Origin of the sequence: Clostridium vitabionis, assembly GCF_015351765.1 — a bacterium.
Lineage (GTDB): Bacteria > Bacillota > Clostridia > Lachnospirales > Lachnospiraceae > Clostridium_R > Clostridium_R vitabionis.
Map to the genome: position 1 here is coordinate 718,085 of NZ_JADKQA010000001.1, position 17,686 is coordinate 735,770.

At 60.4% G+C, this 17,686-nt stretch carries 15 protein-coding genes; 14 read left to right on the top strand and 1 reads right to left on the bottom strand.

Annotation, left to right across the window (positions count from 1 at the left end; translation table 11 throughout):
- Positions 1 to 3: 3 nt before the first annotated feature.
- The 10 genes from ISF27_RS03025 (at position 4) to ISF27_RS03070 (ending at position 11,226) form a co-directional block, all read left to right on the top strand.
- Positions 4 to 951 carry a nitronate monooxygenase gene (locus ISF27_RS03025; RefSeq protein ID WP_194608978.1) on the top strand — a complete coding sequence of 316 codons (948 nt, stop codon included), beginning with the start codon at positions 4 to 6 and terminating at the stop codon, positions 949 to 951.
- A 4-nt stretch (positions 952 to 955) separates the two neighbouring features.
- Positions 956 to 1,921 (top strand): ACP S-malonyltransferase, encoded by a 966-nt coding sequence (locus ISF27_RS03030; protein ID WP_194608980.1) that lies wholly within the window; start codon positions 956 to 958, stop codon positions 1,919 to 1,921.
- Between the two features lie 11 nt (positions 1,922 to 1,932).
- Positions 1,933 to 2,685 (top strand): 3-oxoacyl-[acyl-carrier-protein] reductase, encoded by a 753-nt coding sequence (fabG, locus tag ISF27_RS03035; RefSeq protein WP_194608982.1) that lies wholly within the window; start codon positions 1,933 to 1,935, stop codon positions 2,683 to 2,685.
- A gap of 17 nt (positions 2,686 to 2,702) precedes the next feature.
- A complete protein-coding gene (fabF, locus tag ISF27_RS03040; protein WP_194608984.1) occupies positions 2,703 to 3,986 on the top strand; it encodes a beta-ketoacyl-ACP synthase II in 1,284 nt (427 codons plus the stop codon).
- A gap of 10 nt (positions 3,987 to 3,996) precedes the next feature.
- Positions 3,997 to 4,422, top strand: coding sequence for a 3-hydroxyacyl-ACP dehydratase FabZ (fabZ, locus tag ISF27_RS03045; protein ID WP_194608986.1), 426 nt, complete (start codon positions 3,997 to 3,999; stop codon positions 4,420 to 4,422).
- A 403-nt stretch (positions 4,423 to 4,825) separates the two neighbouring features.
- A complete protein-coding gene (locus ISF27_RS03050; protein ID WP_194608988.1) occupies positions 4,826 to 5,341 on the top strand; it encodes a TRAP transporter small permease in 516 nt (171 codons plus the stop codon).
- On the top strand, positions 5,338 to 7,758 hold the full coding sequence (locus ISF27_RS03055; RefSeq protein WP_194608990.1) for a TRAP transporter large permease subunit: 2,421 nt from the start codon (positions 5,338 to 5,340) through the stop codon (positions 7,756 to 7,758). Before ISF27_RS03050 ends, ISF27_RS03055 begins: the two co-directional genes overlap by 4 nt.
- Before the next feature lie 213 nt (positions 7,759 to 7,971).
- Positions 7,972 to 9,171: an NEW3 domain-containing protein gene (locus ISF27_RS03060; RefSeq protein WP_194608992.1), complete on the top strand. Its 1,200-nt coding sequence runs from the start codon at positions 7,972 to 7,974 to the stop codon at positions 9,169 to 9,171.
- A gap of 2 nt (positions 9,172 to 9,173) precedes the next feature.
- A complete protein-coding gene (locus tag ISF27_RS03065; RefSeq protein WP_194608994.1) occupies positions 9,174 to 10,232 on the top strand; it encodes an ABC transporter ATP-binding protein in 1,059 nt (352 codons plus the stop codon).
- On the top strand, positions 10,183 to 11,226 hold the full coding sequence (locus ISF27_RS03070) for an ABC transporter permease (protein ID WP_194608996.1): 1,044 nt from the start codon (positions 10,183 to 10,185) through the stop codon (positions 11,224 to 11,226). Before ISF27_RS03065 ends, ISF27_RS03070 begins: the two co-directional genes overlap by 50 nt.
- A 210-nt stretch (positions 11,227 to 11,436) precedes the next feature.
- Here the strand turns inward: ISF27_RS03070 and abc-f are convergent, their stop codons facing one another.
- Entirely contained in the window at positions 11,437 to 13,491 is a 2,055-nt protein-coding gene (gene abc-f, locus ISF27_RS03075) for a ribosomal protection-like ABC-F family protein (RefSeq protein WP_194608998.1), read from the bottom strand.
- 265 nt (positions 13,492 to 13,756) lie between these two features.
- Between abc-f and ISF27_RS03080 the strand changes: the two genes are divergently transcribed.
- The 4 genes from ISF27_RS03080 to ISF27_RS03095 all read left to right on the top strand — a co-directional run bounded on the left by ISF27_RS03080 (position 13,757) and on the right by ISF27_RS03095 (position 17,568).
- A complete protein-coding gene (locus tag ISF27_RS03080) occupies positions 13,757 to 15,133 on the top strand; it encodes an MATE family efflux transporter (protein ID WP_194609000.1) in 1,377 nt (458 codons plus the stop codon).
- A 132-nt stretch (positions 15,134 to 15,265) separates the two neighbouring features.
- Positions 15,266 to 16,297, top strand: a complete 1,032-nt coding sequence (gene galE / locus ISF27_RS03085; RefSeq protein WP_194609002.1) for a UDP-glucose 4-epimerase GalE — start codon at positions 15,266 to 15,268, stop codon at positions 16,295 to 16,297.
- Between the two features lie 144 nt (positions 16,298 to 16,441).
- Complete coding sequence (locus tag ISF27_RS03090; protein ID WP_194609004.1) at positions 16,442 to 17,065, top strand: zinc ribbon domain-containing protein; 624 nt, start codon at positions 16,442 to 16,444, stop codon at positions 17,063 to 17,065.
- Positions 17,062 to 17,568, top strand: a complete 507-nt coding sequence (locus ISF27_RS03095) for a COG2426 family protein (RefSeq protein WP_194609006.1) — start codon at positions 17,062 to 17,064, stop codon at positions 17,566 to 17,568. The genes ISF27_RS03090 and ISF27_RS03095 overlap by 4 nt, the downstream gene beginning before the upstream one ends.
- Positions 17,569 to 17,686 lie beyond the last annotated feature (118 nt).

The window sequence follows — 17,686 nt, forward strand, 5'->3', positions numbered from 1 at the left end:
GTGATGAAGTACCTCAATGAAATTCTCGGGATCCGGTATCCCTTTATCCAGGGCGGGATGGCCAATATCGCCACCGGCGAGTTCGCGGCGGCGGTATCCAACGCCGGCGCGATGGGCCTCATCGGCACCGGCGGCATGAACGCCGAGGAACTGCTGAAAAATATCCGGCGCTGCCGTGAGCTCACGGATAAGCCGTTCGGCGTCAACCTCATGCTGCTCAATCCGGAGACCGACCAGATGGCGGATATCGTCGTCCGCGAGCACATCCCGTTTGTGACCACGGGGGCGGGGATGCCGGGAAAGTATATCGGCCGGTGGAAGGAGAACGGGATCCTTGTCGCCCCGGTGATTTCCAGCGTGCTGATGGCGAAGCGGATGGTCCGGGACGGCGCGGACTTCATCATCGCCGAGGGGATGGAGAGCGGCGGCCACATCGGAGAAATGACGACCATGGCGCTTGTTCCGCAGATGGTTGACGGCGTCGACGTCCCGGTCATCGCGGCAGGCGGGATCGCCGACGGGAGAGGCGTGGCGGCGGCATTTGCCCTCGGCGCCTGCGGGATCCAGATGGGAACCTGCCTGCTGGTCAGCGAGGAATGCCCGGTTCATGAGAATTATAAGAAGGCACTCTTAAAGGCCGGAGACAATGCCACCTGCGTGACCGGGCGGTCGGTGAATGCGGATACCCGCATCATCCGGAACCGGATGGCGAGAAAATACCTTGCCCTGGAAAAGGGCGGGGCTGAGCGGATGGAACTGGAAAAGTATACGCTGGGATCCCTCCGGCGGGCTGTCTTCGACGGCGATGTCGAGACCGGGTCGCTGATGGCCGGACAGGACTGCGGGGAGCTTAAGTCAATCCGGCCGCTCGCGGAGATTTTCCGGGACATGGCGGAGGGCGCCGAGTCGGCTGCCCGGAATCTCGCGGATCAAGCGTCCGCCTGGGGGTGAGGCGATGAAAACAGCAGTTCTTTATGCCGGCCAGGGAAGCCAGAGGGTCGGAATGGGAAAGGATTTTTACGCGCAGGTGCCGGATTTCCGCTGGGTTCTCGACCGGGCGGCGGCTTTCGTGGATTTTGACCTTCTCGAAACGATGTTTGTGGGACCCGAGGATGTCCTTGGCGAGACCAGCCGTACACAGCCGGCGCTCGCGGCCTTTGCCGCGGGTATCACGGAGATTCTCCGGCGGCGGGCGATTTTCCCGTCATACACGGCAGGGCTTTCGCTTGGGGAATACAGCGCGCTCTATGCTTCGGGCGTCCTCGACCTGGAAACCCTGATGAAGGCCACCGCTTTCCGCGGCGATGCGATGCGCCGCGCCGGGGAGCACTGTGATACGATGATGGTCGCCCTCATGGGCGCGGGCGCGGAGCTCGCGGAGAAAGTCTGCGCCGAAGCCCGCGAGGAGGCGGGAAAAGCCGGAGAGCCCTGCCGGGTATTTGTCTCCAACTATAATTCTCCGGAGCAGAATGTAATTTCCGGCGACCGGGCGGCGGTCCTCCGCGCGGTGGAGGGCGCAAAGCGCGCGGGGATCCGGCGATGCCTCCCGCTCAGGGTAAGCTCGGCGTTCCACACACCGGTCATGGCGCCGGCGGCGGCGGAGCTTCGGAATTACGCATCCTCGATGACACTTCATCCGATGCAGGTGCCGGTGGTCTTTAATGTGACCGGGGAGACCCTTCGGGAAGCGGGAACCGCCGGTGAGGCGGACGGCATCCGGAGGATGATGGCAGAGCAGGTGGTGACGGGCGTCCGGATGGCGCAGACCATCCGTTTTCTCGCGGACCACGGCACAGATACCTTCATCGAGGTCGGCCCGGGAAAGGCGGTCTCCGGCTTTGTGAAGAAGACGGCGCCGGGACTCCGGACCATCACGATCGATACGGTAAGCGACCTGGAAAAGCTGGATGACCTGATCTGAGGAGGTGCGCGATGAGCGAGCGAAAGCTTTTTGGGAAAACCGCCCTGGTTACCGGCGGAAGCCGCGGAATTGGCCGGGCATGCTGCCTGGCCCTGGCGGAAGCCGGCGCGGATCTTGTGATCAACTATGCCGGGAATGCCGCTGAGGCGGAAAATACGAGGGCGCTCTGCGAGCAGATGGGTGTCCGCGCCGTCACGGTTAAGGCCCATGTGGAAAGTGCGGCGGAGTGCGACGAGCTCTTTGCGGCGACAAAGGCATTTTCCGATACCCTCGATATCCTCGTCTGCAACGCGGGGATCACGCGCGACGACCTGATTCTCCGCATGAGCGACGAGAAATACCGCGAGGTTACCGGGGTCTGCCTGGACGGCACCTTCAACTGTATGAAGCGCGCGGCCAAGCGGATGCTCAGGCAGCGAAGCGGACGGATCATCGCGATGTCCAGCATCGTCGGCCTGCGCGGCAATGCGGGGCAGGTGAACTACGCGGCGGCGAAGGCCGGGGTGATCGGCATGGCAAAATCCCTGGCGAAGGAGCTCGCCTCCCGGGGGATCACGGTCAATGCCGTCGCGCCGGGCTTTATCGACACGGATATGACGAAGGCCATGCCGGAGGCGGCGGAGGAAGCCGCGATCCGGGCAATCCCGATGGGGCACGCCGGAAAGCCGGAGGATGTGGCGGCGGCGGTGCTGTTCTTTGCACTTCCGGACAGCGGCTACATCACGGGACAGGTGCTTGCCGTGGACGGCGGCATGGCCGTTTGACTTGAGAGGAAAAGAATATGAGGGAAGACAGGCATAGAGTTGTTGTGACCGGCATGGGGATTCTCTGTGCGATCGGCAATCATCCGGCCGAGGTGATGGACGCTGTCCGCGCGGGAAAGGCCGGGATCGCCCCGATCACCGCGTACGACGCCGCGGAGATGAAAGTAAAACTCGCCGGCGAGGTGAAGAACCCGGGATTTGAACAGTACATTCCCGCGCACGACCTGCGGAGAATGGACCGCTGTATGAAGTTTGCGCTATCGGCGGCTGTCCAGGCGATGACATCCGCGGGCATAGATCCGGTTCCGGAGAAGAAAAGCCCGGAGGATGCCGCGCGGGAATACCGGGAGAGAAGCCGGTGGGGCGTCCTCATCGGGAGCGGCATCGGCGGGATTTCCACGATTGAGGAAAATGCGCGCCGGGGAATGGAAAAGGGGTACGACCGCATTTCCCCGTACATGATCCCCGGCTGCATCATCAACATGACCGCGGGCAATATCGCGATCCGCTACGGCCTGCACGGCCTTTGCGATTCCACGGTGAGCGCCTGCTCAAGCTCCGCGAATGCGATCGGGGACAGCTTCCGCCAGATCGCCGACGGTTATGCCGACCTCATGGTGGCCGGCGGTGCCGAGGCGGCGATCACCCCGCTCTGCATGGGCGGATTTACGAGCATGCGCGCCCTCTCTACCTCCGATGACCCGCGCCGCGCTTCCATCCCCTTTGACCGGGAGAGAAACGGCTTTGTCATGGGAGAGGGCGGCGCTGTCCTCGTGCTGGAGGCCCTTGAGCACGCGAAGGCCCGCGGCGCGAAGATCTACGGCGAGATCACCGGCTACGGGACAGCCTGCGATGCCTTCCACATCACCCAGCCGGATCCGGAAGGGCTCGGCGCCGCGCTGAGCATGGAAATGGCGATGCGGGAGGCGGGAATCCGCCCGGAGGATGTGGACTATATCAACGCCCACGGCACGTCGACGAAGATGAATGACCGCTGCGAGACGGCGGCCATCCGCCGCGCCCTCGGCGATGCGGCGGAACATACCGCGGTGAGCTCAACAAAATCCATGACCGGACACGCACTGGGCGCAAGCGGCGCCATCGAGGCGGTGATCACGCTTCTCGCGATGCGGAATTCGTTTGTGCCGCCGACGGTGGGGTATCAGGTTCCGGATCCGGACTGCGGCCTTGACTACGTGCCGAATGTGGGGCGGGAGATGGAGATCCGCAATGCCCTCTCCAATTCCTTCGGCTTTGGCGGGCATGATGTGACACTGGCCTTCCGCCGGTGGGAGGACTGAGGAGGTTTCGATGGAATTTAGCGCTGAGGAAATCATGAAAATCCTGCCGCACCGCTATCCAATGCTTCTCGTGGACCGGATCACGGCCTGCGAGCCCGGCATCTGCGCGGACGGCATGAAATGTGTCAGCATGAATGAGATGACCTTCTGCGGGCATTTTCCGGAGTATCCGGTCATGCCCGGCGTTCTCATTCTCGAGGCTCTCGCCCAGACCGGCGCGGTGGCCATCCTGACCCTGGACGAATTCAAGGGGAAAATCCCCCTGTTCGGCGGCGTGAAAAATGCCCGCTTCCGCGGCCAGGTGCGGCCGGGAGACCGGATGGAGCTCCACTGCGAGCTGACGAAGCGGAAAGGCCAGGTCGGCATCGGGAAGGCGGTGGCTAAGGTCGACGGGAAGGTGGTGTGCAGCGCCGAGCTGATGTTTGTGATCCGGTAAGCCCCGGCAGACGCCCGCCAGCATACGGGGGATACCTGCAAAGCCATCCGCAGGCGGGCGGCAGCGGGTTTCCCCCGCATATTCTGCACAGTATCATAAGAATAAACCTATATGCAATATAATTCAATTTAATCTTGACAAAAATTACACACGAACTAAAATAAGCCGTGTTCGCCGGAAATCGAACTGATCCCCCAAGAGGGGATGGTGCGCAGCAAGCTGCACGAAGTTACGCGGAAAGTTTGGAATCGTGTGTTCGTCCCCCGGTCTTTGGACCGGGGGACTTTCCGTCTTCCGTGCGGCGCCGTTTTTTTCCGGCCGGGGGGCGCGGTGATGGCCCCCGCGCCGTGCCGCGGCAGGCTTCGGCAATCGGCGAAGATTCATCTGAGGGAGGAAAAGTCCTATGAAGTTTTACAGAAAACTGATGCAGGTGGTGACCTGGGTGGAAAATTTCGTCCTCGCGGCCTCCATGCTGCTCGTGCTTGCCCTGACCTTCGGCAATGTTGTCGCGAGGAAGCTGTTCAGCCATTCCTGGGGATTCACGGAGGAGATTACCGTCGCGGCCTTTGTCCTGATTTCCCTTCTCGGTGCCGGTGTGGCGTCGGGGGAGGGCGGCCTCGTCAACCTGAACCTCGTTCCGGACCGGGTGAGCCCGGCGAAGCAGAGGGTACTCCGGATCATCTCCGCGATTCTCTGCCTGGCCTATTCCATCGTCCTGACCTATGAGGGGATCGGGCGGATGATTGACGACCATACGCTCACGCCGATTCTGCATATTCCGAAATTCCTGTTCTGGGGATTTGTCGTGATCGGCGGCATTTCCCTTACCCTGCACCTGATTCTTGCGCTTCTGAATGACCTGTCCGGAAGCCATCCGGCGGGCGGGAGTGCCCCCGCTGAGGGAGGTGAAAAGCGATGATCACAGCAATCCTCTTTGTTTCCTTCTTTGCCATGCTTCTCATCGGAGCCCCGATTGCCATGTGCCTCGGGCTGAGCTCCATGTTCGCGATCTTCTACGCGATGAATTTCGTCCCGCAGTACCGGAGCCTGACGCTCTCCGTCATCGCGACGAACACGTATACCGGCATCGCGAAATTCCTGCTTCTCGCCATCCTGTTCTTCGTCCTCTCGGGCAATATCATGGCGAAGGCCGGGATTTCCGGGCGCCTGGTCGATTTCATTGATTCCCTGGTCGGCCATGTCCGGGGCGGCATGGCCATGACCTGCGTCATCGTCGCCTGCTTCTTCGGCGCGATCTCCGGTTCCGGGCCGGCGACCGTTGCCGCCCTCGGTGCTGTCCTTGTGCCGGCGATGATCGCCTCCGGGTTTTCCGCGTCATTTTCCGAGGCGCTTCTCGCGGCATCCAGCTCTATCGCGATTGTCATCCCGCCGTCTATCGCCTTCGTCGTCTATGCGTCGATCGTCGGCTGCAACGTCGGTGACATGTTCATGGCCGGCATCCTTCCGGGAATCCTGATGGGCGCGGCGCTCTGTGTTGTGGTCTATTTCGAGGGGAAGCGCCGCGGTGTCAAGCCGGCGCACAGCAGAAGATCCGTGAGGGAAGTGTGGAGATCCTTCCGCAGCGCCTTTTGGGGCCTCCTGATGCCGGTCATCATTCTCGGCGGCATCTACGGCGGAATTTTCACCCCGACCGAGGCAGCGGCAGTTTCCGTGATCTACGGCCTCATCGTCGGCCTGTTCATCTATCGCGGGATCACGCTCCGGGATCTGCCGGGAATCTTTGTTGACTCTGCGAAGACATCCGGCGGCATTCTCCTGATCGTCGCGTCGGCATCCCTATTTTCCTACTGCTGCACGCTGTTCGGCATTTCCCAGGCGTCGCAGGCACTCCTCGCGGCGGTCGGCTCGAATAAATGGGTCTTCCTGCTGATTGTCAATGTGATCTTCCTGATCGCCGGCTGCTTTATCGACGCGAACTCCGCCATGTATATCTTTATCCCGATCATGGCGCCGGTTGCCCAGCAGCTCGGCTACAGCCTGATCGCCTTCGGCGTTCTCGCCACGGTCAACCTCGCGATCGGCCAGGTGACACCGCCCGTCGGCGTGAACCTGTTCGTCGCGATGGGCCTCAAGGTAAAGGAGGCGGCTTCCGGTGTCCGGGAGAAGACATCGGAGTTCGTCAGCGTCACCCTGCCGCAGATTTCCCGGGCGGTTACGCCGATGGTCTGCGCCTGCCTTGCCGTCCTCGTTGTGGTGACGGCGTTCCCACAGGTCAGCCTCGCCTTTATCCGCGGGGAAAATGATAACAGCGGCTCTTCGCACACGATCACCCAGAATGGCTACACCTACCATGACTATGAGGATTCCGACGATTACGACGCCTCGAAGAACGCGGCGGTATATACCGGGACGGATCCCTGGCCGCAGGTGACCTGGAATTTTGACTGCTCCCCGGGCGAGGCATCGACCTGGGCGCAGGCGGGATATTACTTTAATGCCCTCATGCAGCAGTCGACGGGCGGCCAGGTGAAGGTTGACGTCTACCCCGGCGAGCAGCTGACGAACGGCGACCAGGTCGCCGGAATCCAGGCCCTCATGGACGGGGACACGATCCAGGTTTCCCTCCATTCCAACCTGATTTACGCGAATTTTGACGAGCGGTTCAACGCGGTCTCCCTGCCGTTCATCTATGACGACTATGAGGATGTAGACCGGACACTTGGCGGTGCTGCCGGGGATGAGATGAAGAGCGCGCTCGCTGAGTACGGCCTGGTCTGCGAGGGCATCGGGGAAAACGGTTTCCGCCAGATCACCAATTCGCGCCACGCGATCAAGTCCGCCGAAGACCTGAAAAACATCAAGATGAGAATCAGCTCCAACGATCTCTGCTCCCAGATCTATAAGTCCTGGGGCTGCGATGCCTCCGCGATGAACTGGTCGGAGACCTACACGGCACTCCAGCAGGGGACGATCGACGGGCAGGAGAATCCGGAGACCTCCATCGATTCCGCATCGGTGCAGGATGTCCAGAAATACATTTCCCTCTGGAACGCCTATTATGACTGTGTATTCTTCTCCATCAACCAGAAGGCCTATGACCAGTTCACCGACGAGCAGAAGAAGGTGATCGACGAGAACGCGAAGAAGGCGGTCGAATATCAGAAATCGATCAACCGCTCCGATGTCGAGAACCTGGTTGCCGAGTGGAAGCAGTCCGGCGTCATGGAAGTCACCGAGGCGAAGGACATGGATATCCAGAGCCTGAAGGATGCCTCGAAGAGCGTCTTCACCTGGTACGAACAGCAGCTCGTGGACAAGTGCGGGATGACGCAGGCCGAAGCACAGAAATTTGTTGAGGCGTTCACGCAGGGATAAACCATTTTCCCGGAAAAGAACGCCGGAAAAATCAGCGTGATGGTATAGAGCCCCCGCATTCTGCGAAGATATCCTTTGTGGAATGCGGGGTTCTGTGCACATTTCACAATTTCTTCACAAAAATGTCGTATAAAAGACAGAGGAATCCGAAAGATTCGTATCTGTCCGGCAAGCGCCGGACAGGTGCAAAAATTCATCATTTGGGGGCTTATTATGAAAACGATGTGCAGAAACAACAATCGTGCCGGAAAGCCGCGGAAGCTCGCGGGCCGGGCAGGAGCAGTCCTTGCGGCGTTCATGCTGGCCACGTCGGCAGCACCGATGACCGCTTATGCGGACGGCGGGCTCGACATGAGCACCAACTATCCGGGCGTCGCGGCGAAACCGGGCGATACCGTGAATTTTGCGCTGGATTTCCAGAACAGCGGTTCCGGGGAGACGGTCGGCCTTTCCGCCGAGAACCTGCCGGACGGGTTCACGGGTTTCTTCAAGGGAAGCGGCAACACGATCAGCAGCGTGTACGCGAAGAATGGCGACAATGACAGCCTCGTCACCTACACCGTCACCGTTCCCCAGGACGCGAAGGAGGGCAATTACCCGATCACCCTGGTCGCGAACGGCGAGGCGAACAGTGACCGCCTGACCCTGAATCTGGACGTCACGAAGGAGGACCTGGGAAGCAGCACCCTCCAGACGAAGGAGGGTTCGACCAGCAACGGCACCTACACCTACACGGCGACGATTCAGAACAATACCGCCGAGACGCAGACCTACAATCTTTCCTCCCAGCAGGACAGCGGGTGGACCGTATCCTTCCAGCCGTCCGGCGGTTCCGGCAATGTCTCCTCCGTCGATGTCGAGGCGGGCAAGAGCCAGGATCTCACCATCACGGTGACTCCGCCGAAGGATGTCGCTTCCAATGACTATACGATCCCGGTTACCGCTGCTTCCGGCTCCGAGAACCTGACCGCGAACCTGAACGTTCATGTTACCGGAACCTACAACCTTGCCGTACAGACCCAGAACGGCACGCTTTCCTTTAATGTAAAATCCGGGAAACGCACGCCGGTGACGGTTGACCTTGTGAACAACGGAAACCTTGAGCTCGACGGCATCAATTTGACCTCCACGGCGCCGACCGACTGGACCGTGGAATTCTCCGAGAGCACGGTAGATTCCATCGCCCCCGGGGAGACCAAGGAAGTGACGATGTATGTCACCCCGTCCAAATCCGCGATCAGCGGCGATTATGTCATGAGTGTCAGCGCGGCGAATAACAACACCTCCGCGCAGGATGTCCAGTTCCGTGTCACGGTCAAGACCGGCACGGCATGGGGCATTGCCGGCGTCGTCATCATCGTGGCTATCTTTGCCTGCCTGGCGGGAATCTTTAAGAAATACGGGAGGCACTGATTATGTCGGAACGTGTCATCATCAGGACAGAGGATCTCTGCAAGGATTACGATGATGTCCACGCGGTCAGCCATCTGAACCTGGAGATCCGGCAGGGGGAGGTGTTCGGCCTTCTCGGGCCGAACGGCGCCGGCAAGACCACGACGACGCTGATGCTTCTCGGGCTCACGGATCCGACCTCCGGCCGTGCCGTCATCGACGGCTGTGACTGCACCAGGGATTCCATCGAGGTGAAGAAACTTGTCGGCTATCTCCCGGACAATGTCGGCTTTTACCCGGACATGACCGGCAGGGACAACCTGGTCTTCACCGGCATGATGAACGGCCTTGCGCAGAAGGAGGCCGGTGAGCGCGCAAAGGCACTTCTTGAGCGCGTTGGCATGACCTACGCGGCAGACCGGAAGGCCGGCACCTATTCCCGCGGCATGCGGCAGAGGCTCGGTATCGCGGACGTCCTCATGAAGGATCCGAAGATCGTCATCATGGATGAGCCGACGCTGGGCATTGACCCACAGGGTATGCGGGAGCTGACCCGGCTGATCCGGGAGCTCGCGGTGAAGGACGGCAGGACACTCTTGATTTCCTCGCATGACCTGTACCAGATCCAGAAAATATCCGACCGGGTTGGCATCTTCGTCGGCGGGCAGATGATCGCCTGCGGCCGTATCGATGAGCTCGGCCGGCAGCTGCAGAATGAAGGGCTTTACCTGATCGACCTCCGCGCGGAGAAGCCGGACGATCCGGAGGGAGAACAGCTCCGGGATCTCATCCGGAAGTCCGCCGGCGTGCGCACGGTCGGGAAGCGTGAGGACGGCAGCCTTCATATTGAGGCAGGCGTCGATATCCGCACGAGTCTCGTGCGGGAACTGGTGGACAATGGCTATGTCATCGATGAGATCCACCAGAGAGGCGGGGATCTGGACGAGATCTACCGCAGATATTTTGAAAAGGCAGGTGAAACACATGGAAGCACAGTCTCCGGAAAGTCCGGCAGCCCAGAAGGCACCGAAAATGGGAAAGTTCAAGGCCGCCTTGCAAAACTTCTTCATCGAAAGAAATAGTGATAAGGCGAAGGCCAACCGGAACGGATTCCGGGTGCTTTTCCAGAAGGAACTGACCGACCATCTGGAGAGCTGGCGGTTCATCATCCTGTTCCTCCTGCTCTTTGCCGTCATGCTGGCCAGCCTTTACGGCGCGGCGGGGACACTTGCGCAGAACGCGGCACAGTCCGCCAGCCAGAACCAGCAGCAGGCATCCACGCCCACAGAATTCCTGTTTCTGCAGCTGTTCACGACGGCGGGAAGCTCGATCTATTCGTTCACGACGTTCCTGGCCTTCCTCGGGCCGGTGTTCGGAATTATGCTGGGATTTGACGCCATCAACGAGGAGCAGGTGCAGGGCACGCTGAACCGCCTGGCGTCCCAGTCGATCTACAGGGATACGATCATCAACGCGAAATTTGCCGCCGGCTCGGCGTGCATTTTCCTGACGGTCTTCGCTCTCGGCGGCCTGTTCACCGGGCTCGGGCTGATCTACACCGGCCTCACCCTGTCCGGGGAGGAAGTTGCGAGAATCGTCATTTACCTGCTTCTCGCGTCGGTCTACATCTGCGTCTGGCTGGCGGTGGCGATGCTGTTCTCTGTGCTCTGCCGCCACGCGGCGACAGCGGCACTCGCGTGTATCGCCATCTGGCTTGTGCTTTCGCTGTTCCTGAGCCTTATCGTCACTGGCATTGCCGGCGCGATCTATCCGCTCTCCGGGCCGATGGCCCAGCTGAACGCGCTGAGGAATTATCAGGCGCAGGTCGCGATGAGCCGGATTTCGCCGTATTATCTCTTCAGTGAGGCGTCGAGCGTGATTATGAATCCGAACGTCCGCTCACTCGATCTGATGAGCCTCCTCATGGAATCGCAGAAGGGCGCCATCGCGAGCTACCTGACGCTTGGACAGAGCCTCCTGCAGATCTGGCCGCACCTTGTGGGCATGATTGCCCTGGTCGTTGTGATTTTCGCCGCGGCGTATATCTCGTTCATGCGCAGGGAGATCCGCGCCTGAATCCAAGACGTGCAGGACCCGGAGCGGCCTTTGCCAAACAGAGATAAAAATAACCCCTTACCCGGATGCCGGGTAAGGGGTCTTTTTCGTGCGCCCATAAGGAGCCCGCTTTTGGTGCATATAGGGAAGAACGGCAGCTTTTGGCGCATGCACGGCAGGCCGGCAGCTTCCCGGGGGCAGCGGGAGCCGGGAAGAGAAGAAGAGGGGCCGTCAGGCTTCCGCCTCCTCCGCGAGCTTTTCCCACTGCTCGTACAGCGGCTCGAGCTCCCTGTCGTTCTGTTCCTTCTCTCGGGAGATCGTCATGAGCTTCGTCACGTCAGAACCAATGTTGGCGTCGGCGAGCATGGCGTCTATTTCCTCATTCCGCGCCTCCAGCTGGTGGATTCGGTCTTCACACTTTTTCAGCTCGTTTTTGAGCTTGCGCTGCCGCGCTTGTTCCTCCTTCTGCTGCTGCCAGCTGGAGCGGCCGCTGGATTCCGCCCCGGTATCCGGGACGCCTGCTGCGGGAAGCACGGTGCCGGAAGCCGGCGGAAAGGCAGTTTTGCCTGTGCCGGCGACGTGACCGGTCTGATTGATGGAAGCGGGAGACTCCGCCGGAGAGGCTTTCTGCCTGCCGCCCTGCGCTGCCCTTACGAGGGTGTCCAGGTAGGCCTTCTCCGTATCGTCCTTCTTCTCCAGATAATAGTCGTAATTGCCGAGGTAGTTGAGCACGGTTCCCATCGTCAGGTCCAGGATCCGGGTAGCCGTCCGGTTGATGAAATACCGGTCGTGGGAGACGCAGAGCACAGTGCCGGTGTAGTTCACGAGGGCATTTTCCAGGATCTCGCGGGAAGTGATGTCCAGATGGTTCGTGGGCTCATCGAGGATCAGGAAGTTCGCCTCGGACAGCATCAGCTTCGCCAGGGAGACCCGGCCCCGCTCGCCGCCGGAGAGGTCGGAAATCCGCTTGAATACGTCGTCGTTCGTGAAGAGAAAGGCAGCCAGGACATTCCGGATCTGCGTGTTGTTCATGGTCGGGTACTCGTCGGAGATCTCCTCAAAGATCGTTTTCTCCATGTGGAGAACCTGGTGCTCCTGGTCGTAATATCCGATATTGACCCGGGAGCCCAGGCGGACCTCGCCGGCATCCGGGGCGAGAAGGCCGTTGATGATCTTGAGCATCGTGGTCTTCCCGGTGCCGTTGTTGCCGATGATGCAGACGCGCTCGCCGCGCTTCACCTGGAAATTGATCCCGGAAAAGAGCGTCTCCCCGTCAAATCCCTTTGCGAGTCCGGTTACGGTCAGGACGTCATTGCCGGAGACCACCGAAGGGGTGAGCTCAATGCGCATCTCGTCGCTGATCTCCGTGGGCTTCTCCAGGACGTCGATCTTGTCCAGCATTTTTTCCCGGGATTCCGCCCGCTTGATTGATTTTTCCCTGTTGAAGGATTTCAGCTTCTCGATGACCTGCTGCTGGTGCTGGATTTCCTGCTGCTGGTTCAGGTAGGCCTTGATGACGCCTGCCCGGATGATCGCCTTCTTCTCGCTGTAATCCGTGTAATTGCCGAGATAGGTAGTGGCCTTCCCGCCGTCCAGCTCGATGACCTTTGTCACCACGCGGTCAAGGAAATACCGGTCATGGGCGACGACGATCACTGTGCCGCTGTAATTGGTGAGGTAGGTCTCCAGCCAGGCGATGGAATTCATGTCGAGGTGGTTCGTCGGCTCATCGAGAAGGATGATGTCCGGGTGGGTGAGGAGAAGACGCCCAAGGGAAACGCGCGTCTTCTGGCCGCCGGAGAGCTCGGAGACCTTCTTGCCGAATTCCTCCTCCGAGAAGCCCAGGCCTTTGAGGACGCCGGTGATCTCGGACTGCCAGGCGTATCCATTTTCCAGCTCATACTCGTGTGTGACCCGGGTGTACTCGTCCATGATCTTCTCGAGGCTGCTTCCTTCTGCGCCCTTCATCTGCTGCTCGAGGGTGCGGATCCGGCGCTCCATCTCGAGGATCGGGCGCTTGACCTCCATCAGGGCGTCATAGATCGTGGATTCGCTGTGGACGTCCTGGTGCTGGGCGAGATAGCCCAGCGTCTTCCCCTTCGAGATGGTCACCTGGCCTTCGTCGGGGGCAAGCTCCCCGACGATGATCCGGAGAAGGGTGGATTTGCCGGCGCCGTTGATGCCGACGATGGCGGCTTTCTCGTGTTCCTCCACGTGGAAGGAGACTTTATTTAACACCTGGCCGGTGACAAAGGTTTTTGAGATGCTGCTGCAGGATAAAATCATCGCATCCTCCTATAGGGCAAGATCCGTAACGGGTAAAGCCTTTTGCGGATATTCATGACAGGCACGGAATATTGATATTTTTCAATAGCGGGTATGTACATTTGCGCGGGTTTCTGCTACACTACGGGCTGTTTTCATTTTCAAGGAACTGTTCAGGACCCGCATGGGCTGAACAGTGACATGGCAAAGCGCGTCCGCCATTCTCGGCGGGCGCACTGAACTTGATTATAGCCCAGCCACGAGCTTTTGTAAATCGGGGGATATCATGGGAAGAGAGCACGGTTCAACAAAAAATATGAGCGAGGGGGATCCGTTCCGCCTGATCCTCGCCTTCGCGGTGCCCATGCTGTTCGGCACCCTGTTCCAGCAGTTCTATTCAATGGTGGATACGGTCGTCGTCGGCCGCTTTCTCGGCGTGAATGCCCTGGCTGCCGTCGGCTCGACCAGTGCCATCAATTTCATGGTCAACGGCTTTGTCATCGGCGTGGCTACGGGCTTCGCGATCCCGGTGGCGCAGCAGTTCGGCGCGGGGAAAATGCATGAGATGCGCTGCTATGTCGCGAATATCATCTGGCTGACGGCCATCATCGCTGTGGCGATGACCGCCGCCGTGGCGCTTCTCACCCACCGCATCCTGGTCTGGATGAGGACGCCGGACGAGATCCTGGGCGAGGCGTACCTGTATATTTTTATCATTTTCCTCGGGATCCCGGTGACCTTTCTCTATAACGCGACCGCGGGCATCATCCGGGCGCTCGGCGATTCCCGGACGCCGCTCATTTTCCTGGTCCTGGCGTCTGTCGTGAACATTGTCCTGGATATTGTCACCATCGTCTTTCTCCATTTTGACGTCAACGGCCCGGCGTACGCCACCGTGTTCTCCCAGGGGATTTCCGGCATTCTCTGTGTCTTCTATATGATAAGGAAATTTCCGGAGCTCAGGCTCTCCCGTGAGGAACTCTCCCCGAGCGGCCGTCTCTGCAAAAATCTTCTCTGGAATGGCGTTCCCATGGGGCTCCAGTATTCGATCACCGCGATCGGTTCGGTGATTCTCCAGACCGCCGTGAACACCCTTGGCGCAGTCGCGGTGGCCTCGGTGACCGCGGGGCAGAAGGTCATCATGTTCTTCTCCTGCGTCTTTGACGCGCTCGGCGGGACGATGGCGACCTGGGCCGGCCAGAACACCGGAGCCGGCAAATATGACCGCGTGAAGGAGGGCGTTTTTGCCGCGATGAAGATGGGGAGCGCGTGGTCCATCGCCGCCTTCCTCATCCTGCTCCTGTTCGGCGGCTACATCCCGCTGCTTTTCGTCGACGCCGGGGAGACGGAGGTCATCCGCCGGGCGCATTTCTTTATGGCGGCGAACGCGGCATTCTATATCCCACTGACCGCGGTCAATGTCTACCGCTTCGCGATCCAGGGAATGGGATTCTCCGGGCTGGCGATTTTTTCCGGCGTCTTTGAGATGGTGGCGAGGGCGCTGGTCGGTTTTATCGGCGTGCCGGTCTTCGGGTACTACGCGGCCTGCTTCGCGTCCCCATTTGCCTGGATTCTTGCCGACTGCTTCCTCCTGCCTGCCCTGGACTACTGCGTCCGCACCCTGAACCGCGGGCGTGGGGATCCCCTGGAAAATGTCGACTAGGCAGCCCCGGCTATGTGTCCCCATCGGAGCGGTGCCGCTCCATCCCTGCCGCGGCGGCTCGCGGCATTGGCTTTTTCCCGGGAAAATGGTATAGTGATGGCATTGGCTTTTTCCGGGCGGAGGAGGAGAAAAATGAAGATTCTGGTCACCGGCGGTGCCGGGTATGTGGGCAGCCACACCTGCGTGGAACTGCTGAATGCGGGCTTTGAGGTTGTCGTTGCGGACGATCTCTCGAATTCCAGTGAGCTTGCCCTCAGGCGGATTGAAAAAATCACCGGGAAGCGGGTGCTCTTTTACCAGGTGGATCTCTGTCACAAAACCAACATGCGGGAAATCTTCGAGGAGGAGCAGATCGGCGCTGTCGTGCACTGCGCGGGGCTAAAGTCGGTCGCGGAATCCGTGATCCTTCCGCTCGAATATTATTATAATCACTTGGCGAGCACGCTCATTCTCTGCAATACGATGCAGGCGTACGGCGTCCGGAATCTTGTGCTCTGTTCGTCCGGGCGCGTCTACGGCATGCCGGAGCATATCCCGGTGGATGAGGCCTGCCCGGTCGGCAACAATGTGACCCCCTACGGGCGCGTCATGGTCATGGTGGAGGAGATTCTCCGCGACCTGCACACGGCGGATCCCCGCTGGAAAATCATGTTCATGCGGTTCTTCAATCCGGTCGGCGCCCATCCGAGCGGCCTCATCGGGGAAAGCCCCAGCGGGACGCCGAACAACTTGATGCCCTATATCACCGAGGTGGCTGTCGGGGAGGAGAAGTGCGTCGGCATCTTCGGCGACGATTACCCGACCCCGGACGGCACCTGCATCCGCGATTACATCCACGTCTGCGATGTGGCGAAGGGGCTGCGGATGGCCCTCCAGCATATCCTCGCCCTGCCCGATGACACGACGGGACTGGTGGACGCCTACAATCTCGGCACCGGGCAGGGGCACAGCGTCCTGGAACTGGTTCATGAGTTTGAGAAGGTCGTGGGTCATCCGATTCCCTATGAGATCCGACAGCGCCGTCCCGGGGACATTCCCGTCGATTATTGCGATCCCTCCAAGGCAGAGCGGGAACTCGGCTGGCGGGCAGAGCACACGATCGCGGAGATGTGCCGGGACGCCTACAACTGGCGTCGGAAGAACCCGAAGGGCTTCGGGAACTGATGACAGCTCCCTGCCGGCAGCCGGGAGCGGCAGCTGCCCGGATGTCCCGCCGGAAAGCTGCCGGATTTGACATCGGGACGGCCCTGCCGTATCATAAATGACGGGGGAGGGAAATTTCCACATTCTAATTTATGGAGGTGTCCTATGGCTTTTCTGAATGATCTTGGAAAAATGCTCGGCGAGACCGGCAAGACTGCCGCCGGCCGGGTAAAGGATATGTCCTCGGCGATCCAGCTGAGGGCGAAGGTGAGCGCGGAGCAGGACAGCCGCGACAAGGCGTTTATGGCGATCGGAAAGAAGATTTTCGAGCAGCACGCCGCGGTATTCGAGGACGAGTTTGCGGCCGAGTTCCGCACGATCAGCGAGGCCTCCCAGCGGATCCGTGATCTTGAGGCGCGGATCTCGGAGCTCGAGGGCACCCGCGTCTGCCCGGAGTGCGGTGCGAGAGTGGCCAGGGGGGCGAAGTTCTGCAGCTCCTGCGGCGCGCCGATGGAGGATTTCCCGAAGGGGGAGAGTGCCGCGAAGGAGCCCCGCGCGGAAGAAGCAGGCGCGGAAAATACTGCGGCGGAGACCGCGGACGCGCATGTTGGGCAGACGTTTTCGGCGGAAGAACACGACGCTGCAGAACCTTCCCCCGCTGAGGAAGATCCCGCAGCCGCCGGGGCCGCCCCGGCGGCCGGGAGCCCGGAAGATGCCGCGGCATCCCAGGAGGCACCTGCGGAGGAGAACACAGCATCCGGACACGGCAGCGGGGTAACTGAGGGATGAATGCGATTGTCACCTGGTTCACCGCGCACCTCGCCGGTGCGCTCTCCGGGGAGACGATTGTCTTTATCATTTCCCTGTTTCCGATCCTGGAACTTCGAGGAGGCCTCCTGGCCTCCTCCCCGGCTTTTCTGAACGTGCCGATCCTGAAGGCTGTCCCGCTCTGTATCGCGGGGAACCTGCTTCCGATCCCTTTTGTCCTGCTGCTGTTCGAGAGAATCCTGCGGCTGATGAAAGGGTGGAAACCGACACGGGAATTTGCCCTGTGGCTTGAGCGGCACGCGCTGAACCGCCGCGGACAGATTGAGAAGTATGAGTTCTGGGGGCTCGCCCTCTTTGTCGGTATCCCGCTGCCGGGCACCGGCGCCTGGACCGGCTCGATGATCGCTTCCCTGCTCCACATGGAGCCGAAGAAGGCGTTCCTCGCGATCCTGGTCGGTGTCGTCATCGCGACAGTGATCATGTCGGCGATTTCTTACGGGCTTCTCGGGGCGCTGGCAGGATAACCGGGCGGTTCTCGGGATGACCGGGCGGTTCTCGGGATGACCGGCCGTCTCCGCGGCAGGACCCGATGAGGGGAAAATTCTATTTCCGTGGTTTCGCCGGCGCACTCGCCGCGAGTTT